At 72.5% G+C, this 21910-nt stretch carries 18 protein-coding genes; 11 read left to right on the forward strand and 7 right to left on the reverse strand.

Features of this window, described 5'->3' with window-relative positions; translation table 11 throughout:
* Window positions 1-190 precede the first annotated feature (190 nt).
* Window positions 191-982 carry a VOC family protein gene (locus OG440_RS40715; RefSeq protein ID WP_331739230.1) on the forward strand — a complete coding sequence of 264 codons (792 nt, stop codon included), beginning with the start codon at window positions 191-193 and terminating at the stop codon, window positions 980-982.
* Between the two features lie 96 nt (window positions 983-1078).
* Here OG440_RS40715 and tap read toward each other — a convergent pair whose 3' ends face one another.
* On the reverse strand, window positions 1079-3262 hold the full coding sequence (tap, locus tag OG440_RS40720) for a telomere-associated protein Tap (RefSeq protein ID WP_331739232.1): 2184 nt from the start codon (window positions 3260-3262) through the stop codon (window positions 1079-1081).
* A gap of 201 nt (window positions 3263-3463) precedes the next feature.
* Between tap and OG440_RS40725 the strand changes: the two genes are divergently transcribed.
* Both OG440_RS40725 and OG440_RS40730 read left to right on the forward strand, forming a co-directional pair.
* A complete protein-coding gene (locus tag OG440_RS40725) occupies window positions 3464-4642 on the forward strand; it encodes an FAD-dependent oxidoreductase (RefSeq protein ID WP_331739457.1) in 1179 nt (392 codons plus the stop codon).
* Window positions 4643-4726: 84 nt separating this feature from the next.
* The gene (locus OG440_RS40730) at window positions 4727-5620 is read left to right on the forward strand and encodes an RNA polymerase sigma-70 factor (RefSeq protein ID WP_331739460.1); all 894 of its coding nucleotides are present in this window, start codon (window positions 4727-4729) and stop codon (window positions 5618-5620) included.
* Between the two features lie 69 nt (window positions 5621-5689).
* Here OG440_RS40730 and OG440_RS40735 read toward each other — a convergent pair whose 3' ends face one another.
* Together OG440_RS40735 and OG440_RS40740 are read right to left on the reverse strand one after the other, a co-directional pair.
* Window positions 5690-5863 carry a hypothetical protein gene (locus OG440_RS40735; protein WP_406011652.1) on the reverse strand — a complete coding sequence of 58 codons (174 nt, stop codon included), beginning with the start codon at window positions 5861-5863 and terminating at the stop codon, window positions 5690-5692.
* A 98-nt stretch (window positions 5864-5961) separates the two neighbouring features.
* Window positions 5962-6609, reverse strand: a complete 648-nt coding sequence (locus OG440_RS40740; protein WP_331739238.1) for a winged helix-turn-helix transcriptional regulator — start codon at window positions 6607-6609, stop codon at window positions 5962-5964.
* A 114-nt stretch (window positions 6610-6723) separates the two neighbouring features.
* Between OG440_RS40740 and OG440_RS40745 the strand changes: the two genes are divergently transcribed.
* Window positions 6724-7011 (forward strand): DUF4287 domain-containing protein, encoded by a 288-nt coding sequence (locus tag OG440_RS40745; protein ID WP_331739241.1) that lies wholly within the window; start codon window positions 6724-6726, stop codon window positions 7009-7011.
* A gap of 165 nt (window positions 7012-7176) precedes the next feature.
* On the opposite strand, the gene OG440_RS40750 is transcribed toward OG440_RS40745, so the two are convergent.
* A complete protein-coding gene (locus OG440_RS40750; protein WP_331739244.1) occupies window positions 7177-8667 on the reverse strand; it encodes an MFS transporter in 1491 nt (496 codons plus the stop codon).
* 221 nt (window positions 8668-8888) lie between these two features.
* Between OG440_RS40750 and OG440_RS40755 the strand changes: the two genes are divergently transcribed.
* The 5 genes from OG440_RS40755 to OG440_RS40775 all read left to right on the forward strand — a co-directional run bounded on the left by OG440_RS40755 (window position 8889) and on the right by OG440_RS40775 (window position 15698).
* On the forward strand, window positions 8889-10187 hold the full coding sequence (locus OG440_RS40755; protein ID WP_406011653.1) for a cytochrome P450: 1299 nt from the start codon (window positions 8889-8891) through the stop codon (window positions 10185-10187).
* Between the two features lie 100 nt (window positions 10188-10287).
* Window positions 10288-11268, forward strand: a complete 981-nt coding sequence (locus tag OG440_RS40760) for an FkbO/Hyg5 family chorismatase (RefSeq protein ID WP_331739250.1) — start codon at window positions 10288-10290, stop codon at window positions 11266-11268.
* A complete protein-coding gene (locus OG440_RS40765; RefSeq protein WP_331739253.1) occupies window positions 11265-12821 on the forward strand; it encodes an AMP-binding protein in 1557 nt (518 codons plus the stop codon). The genes OG440_RS40760 and OG440_RS40765 overlap by 4 nt, the downstream gene beginning before the upstream one ends.
* 55 nt (window positions 12822-12876) lie before the next feature.
* Complete coding sequence (gene cmdF / locus OG440_RS40770; RefSeq protein WP_331739254.1) at window positions 12877-14490, forward strand: tyrosine 2,3-aminomutase; 1614 nt, start codon at window positions 12877-12879, stop codon at window positions 14488-14490.
* Between the two features lie 215 nt (window positions 14491-14705).
* Entirely contained in the window at window positions 14706-15698 is a 993-nt protein-coding gene (locus tag OG440_RS40775; RefSeq protein WP_331739256.1) for a hypothetical protein, read from the forward strand.
* A gap of 120 nt (window positions 15699-15818) precedes the next feature.
* Here OG440_RS40775 and OG440_RS40780 read toward each other — a convergent pair whose 3' ends face one another.
* Window positions 15819-17405, reverse strand: a complete 1587-nt coding sequence (locus tag OG440_RS40780; RefSeq protein ID WP_331739257.1) for an MFS transporter — start codon at window positions 17403-17405, stop codon at window positions 15819-15821.
* Window positions 17406-17710: 305 nt separating this feature from the next.
* Here OG440_RS40780 and OG440_RS40785 point away from each other — a divergent pair, with 305 nt between their 5' ends.
* On the forward strand, window positions 17711-18151 hold the full coding sequence (locus OG440_RS40785; RefSeq protein ID WP_331739259.1) for an enediyne antibiotic chromoprotein: 441 nt from the start codon (window positions 17711-17713) through the stop codon (window positions 18149-18151).
* A 542-nt stretch (window positions 18152-18693) separates the two neighbouring features.
* Here OG440_RS40785 and OG440_RS40790 read toward each other — a convergent pair.
* Window positions 18694-19644 carry an oxidoreductase gene (locus OG440_RS40790; RefSeq protein ID WP_331739462.1) on the reverse strand — a complete coding sequence of 317 codons (951 nt, stop codon included), beginning with the start codon at window positions 19642-19644 and terminating at the stop codon, window positions 18694-18696.
* 36 nt (window positions 19645-19680) lie between these two features.
* Window positions 19681-20238, reverse strand: a complete 558-nt coding sequence (locus OG440_RS40795) for an alkylhydroperoxidase (protein WP_331739262.1) — start codon at window positions 20236-20238, stop codon at window positions 19681-19683.
* A 321-nt stretch (window positions 20239-20559) separates the two neighbouring features.
* On the opposite strand from OG440_RS40795, the gene OG440_RS40800 reads away from it, so the two are divergent.
* Window positions 20560-21873 carry an MFS transporter gene (locus tag OG440_RS40800; protein ID WP_331739264.1) on the forward strand — a complete coding sequence of 438 codons (1314 nt, stop codon included), beginning with the start codon at window positions 20560-20562 and terminating at the stop codon, window positions 21871-21873.
* The last annotated feature ends 37 nt before the right edge of the window (window positions 21874-21910 follow it).

The raw sequence follows: 21910 nt of genomic DNA on the forward strand, positions 1-21910 counted from the left end.
CGGGGGGCTTGAGACGGGCAGGCGCGGGACGGGAAGGTACGGCCTTCGCCCGCGGTCGGTCGGCAGAGGCGGGCCGGGGTGGCTCCGTGTGGGTGAAATCGGGGTGCTGCCCGTGCCCGTACGCGGACGGCGCCGGAAGGGGTCGGCATCGTGGCCCACGGCCCGGCCCATCCGTCGTCCAGGAGGACCCATGCTCGGCACCGACTTCGTCACCGGCTCACCCAACTGGCTGGACCTCGGCAGCCCCGACACCGACGCAGCCGCCGCGTTCTACGGCGCGGTCCTGGGCTGGCAGTTCGAGTCCGCCGGGCCCGAGGCCGGCGGGTACGGCTTCTTCCGGATCGGCGACAAGACCGTCGCCGCCCTCGGGCCGCTCACCGAGGAAGGGGCAAGGTCTGCCTGGATGGTCCACTTCAAAACGGAGGACATCCAGGGAACCGTGTCGGCCGTCACGGCCGGCGGCGGACGGGTGCGGTCGGAGCCCATGGACGTCATGGGCGAGGGCTGGCTGGCCCAGGCCACCGACCCGCAAGGCGCCGACTTCGCGCTCTGGCAGCCCGGCAGGACCACCGGACTGGGCCTCACGTCCGCGCCGGGCGCGCTGCTCTGGGTCGAGCTCCACGTGCCGGACCCCGTCGCGGGCATCTCCTTCTACCAGGATCTCTTCGGCTGGCGCAGCCAGGAGATGCCGGCGCCCGGCATGACGTACCGGGTGCTGAGCGTCAAGGACGGCGACCAGCAGGCCGCCTCCTTCGGGGGTGCGGCGCCGATGGGTGACGGCGCGGGCGGTGGAGTCGAGCAGCCCCGATGGGTGCCGTATTTCCACGCGACGGACGTCGACGCCGTGCTCACCGTGGCCACGGCGAAGGGCGGGTCCGTGCTGATGCCGGCGGCGGACGTCCCCGACGTCGGCCGGATCTCCTGGCTCGCGGACCCCTTCGGCGCGGTGTTCGCGCTGTTGAAGCCCGACCCGCAGATGTGACGAAGCGGCCCGGCTCCGCCGCCGTCCGTCCCCATGCCCCGGCGCCGCTCACCGCCGGGGGCATGAGGGCGGCCGGGAATCGGGGCGCCCCCAGGTCTATTCGCCGTCTTCGAGGACGGCGTCGCCGCCCTTGATGTGGCGGGCGGGGTTGAGGCCCTGTTCCATCAGGTCGACCGCCCACAGCATCGTCTGGACGCCCTCGAGCTTGGCCAGGCCCGGCGTGGGTCCGAGACGGAAGCCGCCCGGCTGGGGCTTGCCCGAGGCCGCGTAGGGCAGGAAGGCCAGCGGGCTCGGGCCCGGCGAGGGGTAGACGACGCAGTCGGAGAGCACGGCGAGCGGGTACAGCCCCGTCATCCTGGCCATGTTGGTGAGCTTGCGGTGCATGTTGACCCGGGCCTTGGAGATGACGGCGGCGCGGATGTCGGGGCGCCAGGTCGGCCGCCCCAGGGCCGGCCATCGTTCCCCGTCGCGATAGCGGGCGCCCTGGGGGCGCTCGCGCAGCTTGCCCACTCCGCCCTTCACGGTCGCCTTGATGGCGGTGAGGACGGCGGCCATGGCCGGGTCGGCGTGCTTGTGGTGTTCCATCGCGGCGAGGAACTCGGTGTCGGTGAGGTCGCGGGTGACGCCGAGGTCGGCGAGGGTGTCGACGTACGCCGTCTTGAGGCGGTCGTGCCAGGGGTCCAGGTACGCGCCGGTCTCGCGGCGCAGGTACGCCTCGATCGGGGCGACGTTGTAGCCGAGTTCCTGGGCGTAGGCGACGGTGTGGGTCTGGTACCAGGCCGGCCCGGTCGGGCGGGCGCCGTCCGGGGTGAACGGGCTGGGCAGACGCGGGTCGAGCTCGATGCGGGAGAGGTCGACCAGCCAGGAGCCGGGGATCTTCGGGTTGAACGTGGGGGCGTGGAAGTGGTCGGGCGCGGACAGGCCGACGACCAGGCGGGCCGCGGCGGCGAGGAACGCGGTGTTGAGGTCCAGGCCGACCGCGTGCGGCAGCGTGCACTCCTCGTCGGTGAGCAGGTCGACGTCGCGCACCCACTGGTACGCCTCCTCGTTCAGGAAGCCGCCGGCCCAGCCGGAGTTCACGACGACCGGGTGCTCCTGCGTGGCTTCCGGCGGGGCCGGGTCGACCGGCTCCGTCCCGAGACTGCCGGGGTTGTGGCCGGACACCCAGTTTCCGGTGGACGGGTCCTGCACGGCCCGCGTGGGCGGGCGCAGCGCCGTCATCAGTTCGAGTCCGGAGACGGCCGTGGAGCCGCGCGGGGTGATGACGCGCCGGGCGTAGATGCCGAGGACGCGGGCGATGTCGGCCGGCTCCATGTCCGCGACGCCGGGCCAGGACCGTTCGTCGAGGGCGCCCCAGGACAGCACCGCCAGCTGCACGCACTGCCGGTGCCCGGCCTGTGCCTTGCGGTAGACGCGGGCCCACGGACCGAATCCGCGCTGCGTGAGCTGCCACTTCGCCTTCGCCACCTGTCTGACGACGGGGTGGGACTCGGGCAGGCGCAGGGAACGGCGCTGCTCGTGGCCCTCGAGCCGCTCCGGCAGCCCGAGCCGCACCGCGGCCGCGGCGGTCAGCACGATGAGCGGGTCGGAGTCCTTGCCGTGCCGGTGCAGTTTCGCCGCTCCGAGGCCGGCCTCCTTCAGCGTCCACTCCACCAGCTCCGGAACCGTGCGCGCGGGACAGTCCAGCACGATCCCGTCGACCCCGTAGGCGGAGCCGTCGCCGTCCAGCACGGCGAGCGGACCGTGCGGGAACCGGGGATCGGCCGTCGCGAGCGCCGCGGTCTTCCCGACGGCCGGGCGCCGCGACGCCGCCGGCCGTTCGGCGACAGCCGGAACGGCGGAAGCGGGGGGAACGGGGCGAGCGGTGGGGGCGGGGGAGGCTGTCGCGGCAACGGCAGCGGCCTCCGTCACCGTGGGCTCCGGGACGGCCGGGCGGGTGAAGGTGGCCGGCGGTTCGGACTGTGGTGCGGCGGCCGGGGTCGCCGCGACGGGGGCGGCGTGCGGGGCGGCGGGAGCGGCAGGGGCGGCGTGCGGGGGATGCTTCACCGCCCACCCGTCCAGCAGCCGTCGATACGCCGACAGCCGTGGCTCCTTCGGCTCGCTGCGGCCGTTCTCCCAGTTCTTCACCGACTGCGTCGTCGTCTTCAGCGCAGCCGCGAGACGTGCCTGGGTGATGCCGGCGGCCTCACGCAGCCGGGCACGCTCCGGCGGAGGCGGCAGGTGCGGCTCTTCCTGAAGGAGCGCGTCCACGCTCGCGAACAGCTCTTCCTGAGATGCCATACCCCCAACCTAACAAAACTTAGCCTCGGATTGATCCCTACTTGTAACCTCCGCAGGCCTCCGGGCTGTCGGCGTAAGCATCTCCCGCAGCGCACCAGCTGTGACGTGGCTCATATCAGCGACGCGTCACGTCCGGGGCGGGTCGCTTGTCCCATGGGCGCCACCGGCACCGGAGCCGGTGCCCGACCTCGGGAGATCCAGATGAGCAACGACCATCACGTCGTCGTCCTCGGCGCCGGCTACACGGGCATGTTCAGCGCCGTCCGGCTGGCCCGCCGCACCCGCCGGACCGGGGTGAGGATCACCCTGGTCAACCCTTCGAGCCGGTTCGTCGAGCGGCTGCGGATGCACCAGATCGCTGCCGGGCAGGAGCTGGCCGACCACCGGATTCCCGACCTGCTCGCCGGGACCGGCGTCACGTTCGTCCAGGGCACCGTCACCGCCCTCGCCCCTGAGGCCCGGCAGATCACCGTCGACGGCGCCGAGACCCTCGGGTATGACACGCTCGTCTACGCGCTCGGCAGCTCCACCGACACCGGCAGGGTCCCCGGCGTCGACGCCCACGCGTTCACCCTCGACAGTCCGCGGAGCGCCGGCCGGTTTGCCGCGCGACTCACCGAGGTCGCCGCGTCCGGCGGCGTGGTCACCGTCTGCGGCGGCGGTCTGACCGGCATCGAGGCGGCCACCGAGATCGCCGAGAGCCACCCGGGCCTGGACGTCACGCTGGTCAGCCTGGACGAGCCCGGCGGCATGATGGGCACCAAGGCCCGCGCCTACCTGTACCGCGCCCTGGACCGCCTCGGCGTCACTCTCGAGACCGGCGCCCGGGTCGCCAAGGTGCTCCCCGACGCCGTCGCGCTGGCCGACGGCCGGGGCGTCCGCTCCGACGCCTGCCTGTGGACCGCCGGCGTCAAGGTGTCGCCGCTCGCCGCCGACGCCGGGATCGCCACGGACGACCGCGGCCTCGTCCTGGTGGACGCCACACTGCGCTCGGTGTCACACCCGGAGATACACGCCATCGGCGACGCCGCCGCCGTCCGCCTGGCCTGGGGGCGGATCCACGGCACCTGCCAGAGCGGTCTGCCCACCGCCCAGTACACCGCCGACACCATCGCGCGGCTCGTGCGCGGCAAGGCCGTCAAGCCGTTCCGCTTCGGCTACTTCCACCAGCCGGTCAGCCTCGGCCGCCGCGACGCGGTCATCCAGTTCACCAAGGCCGACGACACCCCCCGCCGCACGCACCTCACAGGCCGGAGCGCCGTCGCGTACAAGGAGATGGTCAGCGGCAGCCCGCTCACGACCTACCGGCTGAGCAAGCACATGAACGTCACCACCATCGTCTCCAGGGGCGTCCGCGCCACCCGCGAGCGCGCGGCATGACGGGCGCCGGCTTCGGGCGCCGTCATGCCACGCGCCGTGATCCCGGCCTTGCCACCCGGGTCACGGCGCTGGCAGCCTGAGCCGGTGATCGATGCCAGGGCCGAGCAGGACCCGTACAGCGAACACCGCAGGCTGCTGTTCGCCACCGCCTACCGCATGCTCGGCAGCGTCACCGACGCCGAGGACGTCCTCCAGGACGCCTGGCTGAGCTGGAGCGGCGTGGACCGCGACACGATCCGCCACCCCAAGGCCTATCTGGTGCGCACGGTCACGAACCTCTCGCTGAACCGCCTCACCTCCGCGCGGGCCACGCGCGAGACCTACGTCGGCCCATGGCTCCCCGAGCCCCTGCTCACCTCTCCCGACGTCGCCGCGGAGACCGAACTGGCCGACACCATCTCCACCGCGATGATGGTCGTCCTGGAAACCCTCAGCCCCGTCGAACGCGCCGTCTTCCTGCTCCGCGAGGTCTTCGGCTACTCGCACGCGGAGATCGCCGGGACGCTCGACCGCCCCGAGCCGACGGTCCGCCAGATCGCCCACCGCGCCCGCGGGCACGTACAGGCCCGCCGACACCGCTTCGACGCCGACCAGGCCCAGCGCCGGCAGGTCACCGCCCAGTTCATGAAGGCCTGCGCGGGTGGCGACCTGAACGCCGTCATGGAGCTGCTCGCCCCCGAGGTCACCGCCTGGTCCGACGGCGGCGGCAAGGTCACCGCCGCCCGCCGCCCGCTCCATGGCGTGGACTCTGTCGCGCGCTGGATCGTGGGATTCATGGCCAAGCCCGAACTGGCCGCCCTGACCATGGAACCGGCCGTCATCAACGGTGAGCTCGGCGTGCTGGCCGCCATCGGCGGCGACACCGTCGGCGCCGTCTCGTTCGACCTCGTCGACGGCCGCATCCAGAACCTGCGCTTCCAGGTCAACCCCGACAAGCTCGGCGGCCTGACCCCCGACAACAGCCTGGCGCTTCCCTGACGGGTCCACCCCGGAGCGACGGTCGGCCGCGCCCTCGCTCCCGCCCTGGTGGATCGGCCGGGCAGGGGCTCAGCGTCGGGCCGCGGTGTTGTCGCGGATGGCTGCCGCTATCTCGAGCAGGGCGTAGGCGATGGCCGCCAGTCCTTCGCCGATGGCGTCGGTCTGCTTGCCCTCACCCTCCTGCATCGCGGCGATGTCGGCGTTCTGTTCCGCGTAGCTCGCGTAGTCGGACATGTCGGGCACGGTGTGGACCTCCCTGGTCGCGGTCTGGCGGCGCCTCCGACGGCCTCACGCGGGCGGGCACATCCCGAGGGTGCCGCGGCGATGTCCGGCGCCCGGTGTCAGAGATGGAAGATTTCGACGAAACGGTCGAGGAGGGCGGGCGGTCCCTCGATGCGGACACGGCCTTCGGCCACCGCATCGGCGGGCGCCAGGGAGCCGCGCATGATGTCGAGGACGGGTCGGCCGGCCTGGCCCTCGATGACCAGGTCGGGGTCGGGGTGGGAGCCGGTCTCGACGGTGAGCCGGCCGGCCTCGATGGACAGGCTGAAGGTGGCGTCGCTCATGCGCACCTCGTAGCCGATGGCGGCTCCGCAGGTCGCTTCGGGGTGAAACGCGGTGTGGAAGGACAGGGCCCGGCTGTCGGTGGTCGCGATCTCACCGGTGCGGGGCTCGGTCATGGTCTGGGCGCCCCATCGGCCCAGGGCGATCACGGCGGGCTGGAGTTCGCGGCCGTAGTCGGTCAGTTCGTAGACGACGCCGCGGTCGGGGTGGGGCAGTGCGCGGCGGGCGACGACGCCGTGCGCCTCGAGCTGCTTCAGACGCGTCGCGAGCATGTTGGTGGGGATGTTCGGCAGGCCGTTGCGGAGGTCGGTGTAGCGCTTCGGGCCGACCAGGAGGTCGCGGACGATGAGGAGTGTCCAGCGCTCGCCGACCATCTCCATCGCGCGGGCCAGGCCGCAGAACTGTCCGTACTCCTTCACCGTCATGTGTCGCATTCTAGTGCATACATTGATCTGTGAACCTCACTTGCATTTTACAAGTAGACTTCACTCTGGTTAGCTGGTGTGCCTGACACGTACCGACAGAGGGTGGGAGAGGACATGTCCTTTCAGGCGTACCTGGACAAGATCGAGGAAAAGACCGGCCTGACGCCGCGTCAGTTCATCGCGCTCGCGCAGGAGCGCGGCTACGACGACCCGGGCACGAAGGCCGGCACCGTCCTGGAGTGGCTCAAAGAGGACTACGACCTGGGCCGGGGACACGGCATGGCGCTCGTGCACGTCATCAAGAACGGCCCGAAGATCTCCGCGAAGCACGTCGGGACGGACGGATCGCACAGCGACGAGTCCGACACGCTCTGGCTGGACGGCAAGGCGAACCGGCCCTGACCCACAAGTCCGTGTCCCTGTTCCGCCCGGATCGGGGACGACGCGGGACATGACCGCCGCCTCACCCGAGGCGGCGGTCTTCGCGTTGCGGGCCCCAAGGCGGCCCGGGCGGGGACACCGGCTGCCGGTGCTCCCTGCCCCTCCCCCACGCGCGCGGCGACCGCGTCATCCCTCGGAGTTCGCCCGCTGGACGAGGACCAGCAGGGCCGCGCAGACCACGCTGAGCGCGGCCAGGACGGTCTCGGCGCCCATGGCCTCGGTGTAGCGCAACGCCCGCGCCGGCGACGCGGGGTAGAGGAAGACGCCGGCGACGGCGATCCCGGTGGCGGCGCCCAGCTGCTGGGCGGTGGCCAGGACGCCGGCTCCCGCCCCGGCGTCCTGGGGCGGCACCTGGGCGAGGACCGTGCCGGTGAGCAGGGGAACCATCATTCCGTTGCCGAGGCCGTACGTCGCGAAGGCCGCCATGAGGGCGACGACGACCGTGTCCCGGGTGCCCAGGGCCACGGCGGCGAGAGCCCCGGCCAGGCCCACGGCGGTCAGCGCGGCGGCGACGACGAGCACCGTGCGGCCGTAGCGGGTCTGCAGAACGGGACCGACGCGCGCTCCGACGGCGATGGCGACGGCCGCCGGGGTGAAGACCAGCCCGGCGGCCGCCGAGCTCATACGGGCCTCGTCCTGGAGGTAGAGGCCGAGAAGGACGGCGAACGGCACGCTCGCCATGTAGAGCAGGAAATTCAGCAGGACGCCCAGGCTGAAAACGCGGCCGCGGAAGAACCGCATGGGCACGAGCACGACTCGGTCCGTCCGTCCCCGCCGGATCTCGTGCCGGACGAACACGGCGAGGACCAGCAGGCCGGCGGCGAGCAGGGTCACTCCCGTGGGCAGGAAACTCCATTCCCGAACGGCCGCGAGAGGGAGCAGGAGCAGGGCGAAGCCGAAGGCGCTCAGAGCCATTCCGGCCCCGTCGACCGCCCGTCCGGTGCGGCCGGCGTGATCGGCCGGCATGGTCCGGGCGACCGCGACGTAGGCGAACACACACAGCGGGACGGCGACGAGGAACACGGGGCGCCACGCCAGGTCCAGGAGATTCCAGGCGGGAATCGCGCCGCCGAATATCTGTCCGCAGACCATGCCCAGGCTCATCGAAACCCCGTACCAGGACAGGGCCTTGGCTCGCTCGGAGGGCGGGAACTGCACCCGGATGAGGGCCAGGACCTGAGGCTGGAGCACGGCCGCGGAGGCGCCCTGGGCGAGGCGGGCGGCGATCAGGGCCGCCGGCGACCAGGCCACCGCGCACGCCAGCGACGTCACCGCGAACAGGACCAGGCCCAGGCGGTACATCCGGCGGCGGCCCAGAAGGTCACCCAGTCGTCCGCCCGTGATCAGACCGAGTCCGTAGACCAGGCCGTAGCCGCCGACGACCGCCTGGAATGCGAAGGGGGAGAGCTTGAACGACTCGTTGATCGAGGGGGCGGCGAGGTTGACGCAGAACTGGTCGAACAGGGAGAGGAAGGGACCGACGGCCAGGACGAAGAGCGCGTGCCACCGGCGGGGGTTCAGTGTCCCGTTCGCCTCCGTGGAAGGGGCGGGCGTCGAGGCCGGTGTCTGTGTGCCGTCGGCGGTGTGGGCGGCGAGAACCGTAGTGCCTGGTTTCACAGAAGTCGTCTCCTCACGAGGCCGGCCGGGCCACCGATTCCGCACCCGTTCGGTGCGGCAGCGGTTCATCCAACGCGCCAAGAGCCGTGCTCACCACCGGACTTGGCGAAGTCTTCGCGATGGCCGGTATTCGCGGCGGCTTGTGCAACTCCGCATGGACACCGTTCGGCGCGCGCCAACATCCTGCCGATGGCGGCACCCCCAGTCAGGAAGGCTGTGCCATGGAGAGCCATCGCCCGACGCCCCCGCTGCTCGTCGGCGAGGAGAGCGACCGGCAAGGTGAGGTCCGGTCGTTGCTGCTGCGTGTCCTTGATCGTTCGGCGCGTCCCGATCCGTATCCGCTGTTCAACCGGATACGGGAAGCCGGGCCGTTGTGGTGGGACGGGGAAACCGTCGTCTTCTCCTCGTTCCGCCACTGCGCGGCCGTCCTCGGACATCCCGGTGCCGTCGCCCCCTCCGCCGGCTGCCCCGTCGGCTCCGGCGAACAGCCACAGGTGCTCGCCATGTCCGCGACGGGCTCGCCGGAGCACGCGAGGCTGCGCCGGCTGGTGACCCGGGCGCTGACGCCCGCGCGGGTGCGCGGGCTCGTCCCCTTCGTGCGCTCCCTCGTCGACGACGCGCTCGACGGAGTGGCCGCGCGCGGGCGGCTCGAAGTGGTCACGGATCTGGCGTATCCGCTGCCGACGGCCGTCATCTGCCGGCTGCTGGGCATCGCGCCGGAACACGCGCCCCGGCTGCACAAGCAGGTTCTGCTGCTCTCCCCCGCGCTGGACCCGCATCCGCTGCTGACCGGTGACGCGCTGCCCGCGGCGGACGCCGGCCGGCCGGCGCAGGACGAACTGACCGACTTCCTCGACGAGTTCGTGCGCTCCCACGGCGCGGAGCCCGGCGAGGGCGCGCTGTCGGCCCTGATGGCCGCCGCGACGGACGAGCCGTCGGCGGCGGACGGGCCGTCCGCGGCGGCGGACGTGGCCGCGGCCTGCCGTCACCTGCTCGTCGCGGGGCACGAGACGACCGTGGATCTCGTCTCCAACGGGATCATCGCCCTGCTCCGGGCGCCTCACGAGGTGGAGGCGTTGCGGCGGGACGCCGGATACGCGGGCCAGGTCGTGGAGGAGGTCCTGCGCCTGGACCCGCCCGTCCAGTTGGTCCACCGGCGTGCCGCCGCCGACCTCGACGTCTGCGGCACACGGGTGCCGGCCGGCACCACCGTGCTGTTGCTCCTGGCGTCCGCCCACCGGGATCCCGAGACGCGGGACACTCCCGACGTCTTCTCGCCCGGCGGGGCCCCGGCGGTGCACGCCGCCTTCGGACTGGGTCCGCACGCGTGTCCCGGAGAGCCGCTGGGCCGGCTGATCGCCGAGGCGGTCCTCGCCCGGTTCGCCCAGCGGGTCACGGGCGCCCGGTTCGCGACCGGGACCCCGACCTACCGACCGAACGTCACCCTGCGCGGTCTGCGGGCGCTGTGGGTCGATGCCGACGGCTTCGGCGACCGCGCCCTGCCGTGGTCGCCTCCGTGACGCACCAGCCGCTTCGCCTCGCAGCGCTCACCCCCTTGCCCTTGGGAGCTCACTCGTGACAGTCCTTCACACCGGCTCACGTACACAGACACTGGACTGCGTGGTCGAGACACCCGGCGAAGACGGCCGGGACGTCCTGGCCGGCCGCAACGTCCTGGCCCGCATCGCGTACGGCCACCACGGCGGACGGCCGACTCTGTACCGGGGGTCGCCCCGGCTCGACGTGCACATGGTCGCCCAGGACGCCACGCCGTTCACCGAGGTGTGGGTCACCGACCGTCCCGTGCGCTGCGGCCTGCAGGACAACCTCGTGTACGCGGAGGACGGTCAGCACTTCTTCTGCGCGGTGCGCGTCGCGCCGAGCGGTGTGTACCGCGACGCCGTGCACACCGCCTACGGCACCGCCTTCCGGCTGGCCGCGCAGCGGGGGTACACGGAGCTGTTCCGGATGTGGAACCTCGTCGGTGACATCACGGGCGACAACGCCGAGGGCACCGAGATCTACCAGGACTTCTGCACCGGCCGGGCCCGGGCCTTCGACGACTGGAGCGACCACTTCGACGGTCTGCCCGCGGCGACCGGCATCGGTTCGCTGGGGGCGGGTGTCGACCTGTACTTCCTGGCCTGCCGTCCCGGGCGCGCCACCCATGTGGAGAACCCGCGCCAGACTCCGGCGTACCGGTACCCCGACCGGTACGGGGCAGCCCCGCCGAGCTTCGCCCGCGCCACCCATCTGACGTCCGACGGCTACGGGCCCAGCACCCTGTACGTCTCGGGCACGGCCAGCATCCTCGGTGACGACACCGTGCATCCCGGCGACGTCGAGCGGCAGCTGGACGTCGCCCTCGCGAACATCGAGACGCTGGTGAGCCGGGAGAACCTGCGCGAGCACGGGCTCGACGACGGGTACGCACTGGCGGCACTGGACTGCGTCAAGGTGTACGTCCGCGACGCCGAGCACCTGCCGGCGGTGCGGGCCGCGTGTGCCGGGGTCTTCTCCGACGACGCGGACGTCGCCTTCTTCAACGTCGGCATCTGCCGGCCGGACCTGCTGGTCGAGATCGAAGGGATCTGCCGATGACGACGGCACCGCCGCGCGCCCGGGACGGCGTGCTCGCACCGGCTTCCGTGGCCGATGTCCCCAGCGGCAATCTGGCCGAGCTGCTGGAGGCGTCCGCGCGGGCCCACGGCCGGCTGGACCGCACCGCCTACATCGACGACGGGGTCGAGCACTCCTTCGGCGCGGTGTACGAGGGCGCGGGCCGGGCGGCGGCGGCGTTCGCGGAGCGTGGTCTCGGCCTCGGCTCGCGGATTCTCATCGCCCTGCCCGACGGCATCGACTTCGTCCGGGCGTTCCTCGGCGCGCTGCGCATCGGAGCCGTGGCGATCCCCGTCAACTCCATGTTCCACCCGGACGAGATGCGACGCGCCGGGCGCACCGCCGAGCCCGCCGCCGTGGTCGCCTCGCCCGAGTTCGAGGGCCTGTTCGCCGCGCCGGTGCTGACCCCCGAGCAGCTGCTGGACGGCGCGGGTGCGGTGCCGCCGTACGCGCGGTGCGCCCCGCAGACTCCGGCCTTCGCCGCGTTCACGTCCGGGACGACCGGGGGGCCCAAGCTCTGCTTCCACACGCACGCCGACGCGGAGATCCTCGACCGGGCGGCGGGGAAGGCCGTCGGGGTCACCGAGGACGACGTCTGCTACTCGGTGCCCCGGATGAACTTCGCCTACGGGCTGGGCAATTCGCTGTTCTTCCCGCTGCTGCGGGGCGCTGTCACCGTCCTGACCGCACGACGGCTGGCTCCGGCCGACTGCCTCGCGCTGCTCGCGCGGCACGGCGTGAGCGTCTACTACAGCCAGCCGACCTTCTTCGCGCACATGCTCGGTCGTCCCGAGGCGGCCGGCGTGCTCGGCCGGCTGCGGACCGCGGTGGTCGCCGGGGAGGTGCTCCCGCAGGCCCTGGAGCGCAGGCTGCGACAGATCCTCGGGAAGCGGCTGCTGAACGTGTACGGGACGACCGAGATCGGGCACGCCCTGCTGGCCAACGGCGGCGACGACTACCGGGAGTTCACGCTCGGCAGGGTGCTGGCGCCGTACCGGCTGCGGGTCGTCGACGAAGCGGGGCAGCCGGTGGCCTGCGGTGTCGAGGGCCGGCTCGAGCTGGCCGGGCCGACCATCGGTCCGGGGGTCGCGCACGGCGGTGACGCTCCGCTGCGGCTGGCCCCGCAGGACTGGTACGCCACCAGCGACGCCGCGACGGTCGATGCCGACGGGTTCGTCCGGGTGCACGGACGCCTCGACGACGTGGAGATCGTCGGCGGCATCAACGTGCATCCCACCGAGATCGAGGACCGTCTCATGGAGCACCCCCTGGTGAAGGAGGCCGCGGTGTGCGCGGTGCGGCGCGACAGCGGGGTCTCGGTCCTGCGCGCCTTCGTCGTCCTCGGGGCAGACGTCGACGACGCGTGCGCGCGCGGGCTGCGCGAGGAACTGCTCGACACCGCCCGCAAGACGCTGACCTGGTACAAGGTCCCCGAGGACGTCGTCTTCGTCCCGGCTCTGCCCCGCAATCACACCGGAAAGCTGATCCGCCGCGCGGTGCGCGCGCAGGCGGCCGACGGTCTTCTCCGGCCGTGACCCCCGACCCGTCCGCCGGCGTCGAGTCCGGCTTCGTACACCTGGAGTGAGAGCGTTGACAACAGCTGATACCGCCACCGCCACCGTCGCCTTCGACGGCGAGAGCCTCACCCTGGACGCGGTGAGCCGGGTCGCGGAGATGGGGGCGCCGGTGGAGGTGTGTCCCCGTGCCGTGGCCAAGGCGCTGAAGAGCCGCGCGATGCTCGAGGACCTCGCCGAGAAGAACATCCCCATCTACGGCGTGACCACGGGTTACGGCGAGATGATCTATATGCAGATCGACAAGTCGAAAGAGGTCGAGCTGCAGACCAACCTGGTGCGCAGTCACAGCGCCGGCGTGGGACCGCTGTTCGCCGAGGACGAGGCCCGGGCCGTGGTGGCCGCGCGGCTGAACACGCTCGCCAAGGGTCACTCCGCCGTCCGGCCCGAGATCCTCGAGCGTCTGGCGCTGTATCTGAACGAGGGCATCACCCCGGCGATACCGGAGATCGGGTCGTTGGGCGCCAGCGGTGACCTCGTTCCGCTGGCCCATCTCGCCGGGACGCTCATCGGCGAGGGCCAGGTGCTGCGCGACGGCAAACGGCAGGAGACGGGCAAGGTGCTCCGGGAGAGGGGCATCACGCCGCTCCAGCTGCGTTTCAAGGAGGGCCTGGCGCTGATCAACGGGACCTCCGCCATGACGGGCCTGGGCTCGCTGGTGGTGGAGCGGGCTGTCACGCAGGTCCGTCAGGCGGAGATGGTCTCGGCGCTCCTCAACGACGTCCTGCGGGGGTCCACGAGCCCGTTCCTGGCCGAGGGCCACGACATCGCCCGGCCGCACCGGGGGCAGATCGACTCCGCGGCCAACATGCGCACCCTGCTCGCCGGCAGCCGCCTGGCCATGGACCACGCGGACCTGCGCCGTGAGCTGGAGAAGGTCAGGGAGGGCGGCGGTGACGTCCAGCGCACGGAGGTGTACCTGCAGAAGGCGTACACCCTGCGGGCCGTCCCGCAGATCCTCGGCGCGGTCCGCGACACCCTTGGGCACGCTCGGGAGAAGCTGGAGACCGAGCTCAACTCCGCCAACGACAACCCGCTGTTCTTCGAGGGCGAGGAGATCTTCCACGGGGCGAACTTCCACGGCCAGCCGATCGCGTTCGTCATGGACTTCGTGACCATCGCGCTGACCCAGCTCGGGGTGCTCGCCGAGCGGCAGGTCAACAGGCTGCTCAACCGGCACCTGAGTTACGGCCTGCCGGAGTTCCTCGTCGCCGCCGAACCGGGTCTGCACTGCGGTTTCGCCGGCGCGAACTACCCGGCGACGGCCCTGGTCGCGGAGAACCGGACCATCGGCCCCGCCAGCACGCAGAGCGTCCCGTCCAACGGCGACAACCAGGACGTCGTCAGCATGGGTCTGATCGCGGCCCGCAACGCGCGGCGCGTCCTGCAGAACAACAACCACATCCTCGCCGTCGAGTTCCTCGCCGCCGCACAGGCCGTGGACGTCTCGCGGCGGTTCGAGGACCTGAGCCCGGCGAGCAAGGCCACGTACACCGCGGTGCGGTCCCTGGTGCCCACCCTGGGCGTGGACCGCTACATGGCCGACGACATAGAGCTCATCGCCGCGGCGCTCTCCCGGGGCGAGTTCATGCGGTCCCTGGTCCACCAGGAGGGCATCGAACTGCGCTGACCCGGCGCGGTGAGGGGCGGTGCGCGCACGGCCGCACCGCCCCTCACTCCTGAGCGGACTTGTCGGAGTCGCATCGCCGCTTCTTCCCCGTTGCTGCGTGCGGCCCGCGCGGCCCGCCCGCACGAACCGGCGGTCCTAGCGTGGCACCGACCGCAGCGCACCACCCGTTCCCGTCCCATCCCCGTCCCGTCCCCACTCCGGTGAAAGGCACAGCCATGACTCAAGTGGCGCCCCGCCCCAGCCTGAACGCTCCCGACGCTTCCGGCCGCGGCGGCCGCTCGCGCCTGCCCTCCTTCTTCTTCAACGGCCATGCGCCGCGTCGCCGGGCGCTGGTCGCGGCGATCAGCGCGGTGTTCGGCTTCGCTCTGACGGTGGTGTGGTCGGCGGAGTTCGTCGACCAGGCCATCGGCGACAACGTCGCGGACACGCTGCTCGGCCACCATGCCAAGGGCACGCCGATCGCCGGTGTGCTGGGCGGGCTGGCGTTCGCGGTGGCGACCGGCATCGCCGGCACGTTCACGGCGTGCAACGTCGCCGTGTTCAGCGCGCTGGCCCCGCTCGCCGGCCAGTCCTCCTCGCGGGGCCGGCTGGCCGCCTCGCTGCGGCCGCTGAGCAGACTCGCCCTGGGCGCCGTCACCGTGTCCGCGCTGTACGGCGTCGTCGTGGCGCTGGCCGGTACCGGCATGCCGCAGTTCGACGAGAGCCAGTCGGGCGGCTCCGGTCTGTCCGGACGTCTGGTTCAGGCGATGGTGGTGTACGGCCTCATCGGCGTGTCCATGCTGGTCCTCGGGCTGTCCTCGCTCGGCGTGCTGAACGACCCCCTCGCCCGGCTGTCGCGCCGGTTCCCGGGTGCTCCGATGCTGTTCATGGGCGCGCTGATCGGCGGCTTCCTGATCGGGCGTCCGTTCCCGCTGTTCCGGCAGCTGTTCCGGGACGCCGCCGAGAGCGGCAACGTCCTTTACGGCGCGACGGCGTTCACCCTGCAGACGCTCGGCAACATCGCCGTGATGTCGGTGCTGTTCCTCCTGGTCACCGGCGTCTTCGGCGCCCGGCTGCACCGTTGGCTGACGGCGAAGCCGAGCCGCGCGTCGGCGCTGATGGCCGCGGCGTTCATCGCCGCGGGTGTGTTCATGATCCTGTACTGGGACGTGCGGATCCTGGCCCGCCGGGATCTGATCTGGTACCCGATCGCTCCCTGGGCCCAGTAGGGGCTCGGAACGGACGAACCGGCCGGGTGCGCGTCACGCGCACCCGGCCGGTTCCGTGTGTCACCGGCGGTTCGAGTCACCGGCGGTTCACGGCCCCCCGCGGAAGGGAGGCCGGGGCGGTCATGCCGCGAGGGTCTGAGCCGGCTCGGTGTCCGTCTCGGTGTCGGTCTTCGGCTGGGGTTCCTCCTGACCGACCGGCGGGATGTGCCGCATCAGGGCGACGAAGAAGACGCCGACGACGGCGATGAGCACCGCGCTGACCGCGGCCACCGTGTGCAGGCCGCCGGTGAAGGCCACGCGGACGGGCTCCAGCAGCGCGTCGGCGACACCGGGGGTCAGCCCGTCGGCGGCGGCCGCGGCGCCGGAGACGCTGTCCCGGGCCGCGTCGGCGGCGCCCTGGGGCAGACCGGCGGGGACGGTGCCGGCGATGTCGTCGCGGTAGACGGCCAGGCCGAGCGTGCCCAGCGTCGCCACACCGAGGGCGGCGCCGAACTCGTTGCTCATCTGCGACAGCGCACCGGCCGAACCGGCCTTCTCCGCCGGGACGGTGCCCACGACGAGGTTGGTGCCCAGCGCCACGATCGGGGCCCCGCAGAAGGAGAAGACGGCGAAGCCGGCGATCAGCACCGGCGTACCGGACTCGGCGTCCAGCTGCGTGAACGTGAGCAGGACGGCGGTCACGCCGGCGATGCCGGCGCCGATGACGTAGGCGGGACGGATCCTGCGGGCGATGATCGGGCACACCGCGAAGGAGACGGTGGCCGCGGCCATGCCGGGCAGCATGCCCAGGCCCGCCTCGAAGGGCGACATACGCTGCGCGGCCTGGAAGTACTGGGTCATGAAGAGCATGACCGTACCGCCGATGAGGCTGTACGCGAGCAGGCTGAGCAGCGCCGCGGTGAAGCGCACATGGGCGAAGAGGCGCACGTCGAGCAGCGGGCTGCTCAGCCGGCGCTGACGCTGCACGAAGAGGACGCCGACCACGAGGCCGACGGCCAGCACGACGGCGGGCGTGGTCTGCCACCCCTCGCGGGCGAGCACCTTGATGCCGTAGATGACCGGCACCGTGCCGCCCAGGCTCAGCAGGACGCTGGGCAGGTCGATGCGGCCGGCTTCGGGGTTCTTGAACTCCGGCAGCACACGAGGGCCGACGAGCAGCGTGACGGCCATGACCGGGGCGCCGATCAGGAAGAGCGAACCCCACCAGAAGTACTCCAGCATCACACCGCCGAGCAGCGGGCCGATGATCGCGCCGAGGGTGAAGCAGCTGGCCCACAGGCTGATGGCGACCGTGCGCTCCTTGGCGTCCTGGAACATGGTGGTGATCAGCGCCAGGGTGGACGGCGTCAGGGACGCGCCGGCGATGCCCAGGAGCACGCGCGCGGTGATGAGCATGCCCGGGCTGGTCGCGAAAGCGGCCATGAGCGACGCGGCGCCGAACGCGGCCGAACCGATCATCAGCAGCTTTCGGCGGCCGATGCGGTCACCGAGCGTCCCCATGGTGACCAGGAAGCCGGCCACCATGAACCCGTAGATGTCCATGATCCACAGTTGCTGGTTGGAGTCGGCGCCGAGATCCGCACTCAGGTGCGGCAGCGCCAAGAGGAGTACGAAGACGTCGAGGGCCACGAGGAGGGTGGGCAGGGCGAGGACACCCAGCCCTATCCATTCCTTCCGCCCGGCTTTGGGAGCACCGCCTGCAGTCATGTACCTGATACTTCCGATCGTCGTGAGTCGTGCGCGGGTGGTGGGTGGGGTGGTGCCGGGGCCGGGGGTCACGGGGTGGGCGCCCCCGCCCGTGCCCGGGTGCGTACGTGCCGTCGGGCCCACCTGTCACCGTCTCCCGGCGCCCGCGGCGCGCGCATCTCTCTGTGTGCTGCATGCGTAGGCGGAATGAGTGAGTTTCATAAAGCAACTTGGAAGATGCCCAGGCCGACGGGGGCTCCGTAACGTCATGGACACGGCAGCCGGAACCGCCCGGCTCACTTAACGAGCGACATGGAGTCACGACAATGACCGTCAAGAACAAGCTCGGCCTCGTCACCCGCGTCGGCGCCACCGCGGCCCTCGCGGTCGGTCTGGGGATCGCCATCGTCCCGAGCGCATCGGCCGCCACTCCCGTCGTCACGGTGACCCCGGCCACGGGCCTCTCCAATGGCGCCGCGGTCACGATCACGGCCACGGGGCTGACGCCCGGGACCGTCTATCACGTGGGTCAGTGTGCCTTCGTCGACGGAGGGCAGTACGGGTGCAACAAGAGCACCGCTCTGGACGTCACCGCCAACTCGGCGGGCAGCGTGAGCACGAAGATCACCGTGAACCAGTCCTTCCAGGCCGTGGTCGGCTCCGCCACCACGCCGTGGGGCACCGTGGACTGCAAGGTCACCGCATGCCAGGTGGGCCTGGGCAGCGACACCGGGGAGGGCGGTGGCCAGGCGATCACCTTCTCCTGAGGCACGACCGGCCGGCGGATCCCGCACGGCACGCCCGGCTCACCGGCGTGGCGCCCCTCCCCGTTCCTCCGCGCCCGGCCCGTCCCCCGCGGGCCGGGCGAGCGGAGCGGGGAGCCGCTTCACCGCTGCCCGCCGTGCAGACCGTGCCCGCCGACGATCGCGAGGCACGTGCCGAGGCACGAACGTGAGCGAGGAAGCGGACGCGGGCGTAGAGGGATGCGGGGCCGCTGATGGAGGTGCAAGCGCGGCCGCGGACGGATGGGAGGCCGCGACGGGAGGTGGAAGCGCGGGCGGAGCGGACGCGGACGGATGGGGAGCCGCGGGTGGAGGTGGAAGCGCGGGCGTGGAGGGATGCGCGGGTGGAGGTGCAAGCGCGGACGCGGAGGGATGCGGGGTCGCGGGTGAAGGTGGGAGCGGGGGCCAGGAGGGGGTGGGTGCGTCCGGCAGGCCTATGTCGAAGCTGCGCCAGATCCAGGCCCAGGCGGCGGCCCGACGAAAGCGTCCGTCGGGGCCGTCGTCGAGGCCGGCCCTCGTCGGCGCGCTCATCGTCCGGCCGGCGCCGGGGGGCCGTCGGCCCGGGAACGCGACGGAGAGGGACCGTAGGTGACGCCGGTCAGCGCCGTCGACAGCTCCCAGAGGCGGACCTGCGCCAGGGCGTCGCGTGAGGCGCGACTGGAGGCCGCTGGCGCCGGTGCTCCCCTGCTCTCGAACCGTTCTCCCGGGCCGAGGTAACTCCCTCCCGGCAGGAGGGTGTCGGTGGCGGCCCGCAGGACGGGCAGCGCCGCCCGGACGGGTGGTTGCGCGAGCAGGTGCAGGGCGCCCCGGCTCACCGGGCGCAGCCACGCCGGCGTCTGCCCCTGCCACAGTTCGGTCGCCGACAGGCCGGGATGGGCGGCGACCGAGACGGTCTCGGCCCCACTGCCGGCCAGCCGGTGCTGCAGTTCCCGGGCGAACAAGAGGTTCGCACGCTTCGAGCGCCCGTAGGCGGCCAGCGAGCGGTGGCCGTCGGCGGCACGGGCCCGTGTCTCGTCCAGCGGGCCGGCCCCCACCCGGTGGGCGAGGCTGGCCACCGTCACCACGCGGGAGCCGGGCACCTGGCGCATCAGGCACAGGAGCAGCCCGGTCAGCGCGAAGTGCCCCAGGTGGTTGACGCCGAAGTGGGGCTCGAAGCCGTCCTCGGTGCGCCGGCGGGAGGGGAACATCACCCCCGCGTTGTTCACCAGGAGGTCGAGCCGCTCGTACCGGTCGACCACCTCGGCCGCGGCCCGGCGCACCGAGTCCAGTGAGGCCAGGTCGAGGTGTACGACGTCGGTGCGCCCGCCGATGCGGGCCGCGGCCGCCCGGCCGCGTTCGGTGCTGCGGCAGGCCAGGACGACGTGCGCGCCCTGTTCGGCGAGCGCCCGGGCCACCTCGAACCCGAGGCCGCGACCGCCGCCGGTGACCAGTGCCGTTCTGCGGTGCCGGCCGGGAGCACCGGCCAAGGACCCGTCCACGTAGCCCTCCTCGGTGGCCGCGAACACACGGGATGGTCAGTGCGCGAGGGCCGCGGTGGCGGCGCCGTAGCCGTGCTGGACGATCATGTCGGCCGCCACCTCGTAGAAGGCGGGGTCGGACGGCGCGTCGGTGGCCAGGCCGCTGACATAGCGGTTGTACATGCAGAAGGCCGCCGCGATCAGGACGGTGTCGTGGAGGTGGTCGTCCGTCGCGCCCTCGGCGCGGGCGGCGCGGACCGTCTCGTCGGAGACGGGACGGGCCTGGGCCTGGACCTCGGCGGCGACCCGCAGCAGGCTCTTCATCAGCGAGGAGATGGGTGCGCCGGCCGGGTCGTCGAGGACCGCGCGGACCAGGCCGGCCCCGCCGGCCAGCTGGGCGGCCGCGAACGCGCTGTGGGAACGGGCGCAGAACGGCGTGCTGTTGAGGTGCGAGACGTAAGCGGCGATCAGCTCGCGCTCGCCCCGGGTCATCGGCGAGTCCCCGCTGCGCAGCAGCGTCTCCGCCAGGTGGTTCAACGGGGCGCCGGTGTCGGGACGTCGGGCCATCAGCCCGCTGATGCCGGGCAGGTCGTTGTCGATCGCGATGTGCGCCATCACAGCACCCTCTTCACTCGGGGCGGGCTCGGTCGGTGCCATCGTGGCCAGCCGGTCGACGGCGGACCAACTCCGATCGTGCGGACCTCCCGAACGGTCCGCGCGCACCGGGCGCGGGCCGGGTGGCGGCCGCCGGACCGCCTCCAAGTGCGCATGCAGGGAGTTGGCCCGGGCCCGCGCTTCTTCCCACGATGGGCACCCACCGGCCGCCCGGACGACGGTGACCGGACCGCCCCTGCCCGCCGTCCGGAGGACCCGCGACGAGGGCGCGCCGGCGGATCACCTCCCCACGGTCCCGTCCGCTCTGTTCGAAGGAGCTCCATGCCTGTCTCCCCACCCGCGCCTCCACGCGGGAAGACCCACCGCCGTTCGGTCACCGCGACGGTCGTCGGCAACTTCATCGAGTCCTTCGACTGGCTGGGCTACGGGCTGTTCGCGCCGCTGTTCGCCGATCGGTTCTTCCCCTCCGGCAACGCGCTGACCTCCGTCCTGGGGGCGTTCGCGGTCCTCGGCGTCGGTGTCCTCATGCGCCCCCTCGGCGGGCTCCTGCTGGGCCGGTTCGCCGACCGGCGCGGCCGCCGGCCGGCCCTGATGCTGGCCGTCTCGCTCATGGCGGGCGGCTCGTTCCTGATCGGTGTCACGCCGACGTACGCGCAGATAGGTCTGCTCGCCCCCCTCGTCCTGCTCCTCGCGCGGATGGCCCAGGGCATCTCGCACGGCGGCGAGTGGCCGGCCGCGGCCACCTACCTGATGGAGGTCGCGCCCGAGAAGCGCAGATGCACCTACGGCAGTCTGTTCTCCCTGACGACGTGTGCCGGCGCGTTCAGCGCGTCCCTGCTGGGCGGCGGTCTGACCGCCGCGCTCGGCCCCGACGCCATGGCGGCGTGGGGGTGGCGGGTGCCGTTCCTCGTCGGCGGTGTCCTCGGGGTGGCGCTGCTGGTGCTGCGCACCCGGCTGACCGAGAGCGAGGTGTTCCGGCGCGAGGTCGGCGGCCGGGCGGAGCGCGGTTCGGTGCGCCGGCTCCTGGGCGCCCACCGGCGCGAGGTCGTCCTCGCCGTCCTCTTCGTGGCCGGTACCGGCGCGGTCGGCGGTACGTGGACCGCGGTCGTCCCCGCGCTCGGCGGACGGCTGGCGACGCCGGGCACCATGATGTGGGTCGCCGTGACCGCGACCGCGTTCCTCATGGTGGTCAACGTTCCGCTGGGCATGCTCGCCGACCGGGTCGGAGCCGCGCGCTTCCTGGCCGTGGCGAGTGTCGTCTTCGCGGTCACGGGCTCCTGGTCGTATCTGACCATGCGGGGCACCTTCGCCAGTCTGCTGTTCGCCTACGGTTCCGGCGTCGTCTATCTGGTGTGCGCCACCACGGCCCTGCCCAAGCTGCTGGCGGACCTCTTCCCGGCGCGGGTGCGCGCCCTGGGCATCGGGCTCCCCAACGCCGTGACCAGCGCCGCGCTCGGCGCCGTCATGCCCGTCTCGGCCGCCTACGCCGCCGGACACGGCGCCTCCGGCTGGTTCGTCGCCGCGGTCATGGCGGCCGTCCTGCTGTCGCTTCCGGCGGCGGTCCTCTCCCTGCGCCGCCCGGCCGCCGCCGTGCGGCCCACGCCGGACCGCAAGACGTTCACCCTCACCAGGTGACGGACCGTCCGGGCCGCGGGTGACCGCGGCCCGGCCC

It is taken from the genome of Streptomyces sp. NBC_00637, assembly GCF_045161545.1.
In the GTDB taxonomy this organism is placed as follows: domain Bacteria; phylum Actinomycetota; class Actinomycetes; order Streptomycetales; family Streptomycetaceae; genus Streptomyces.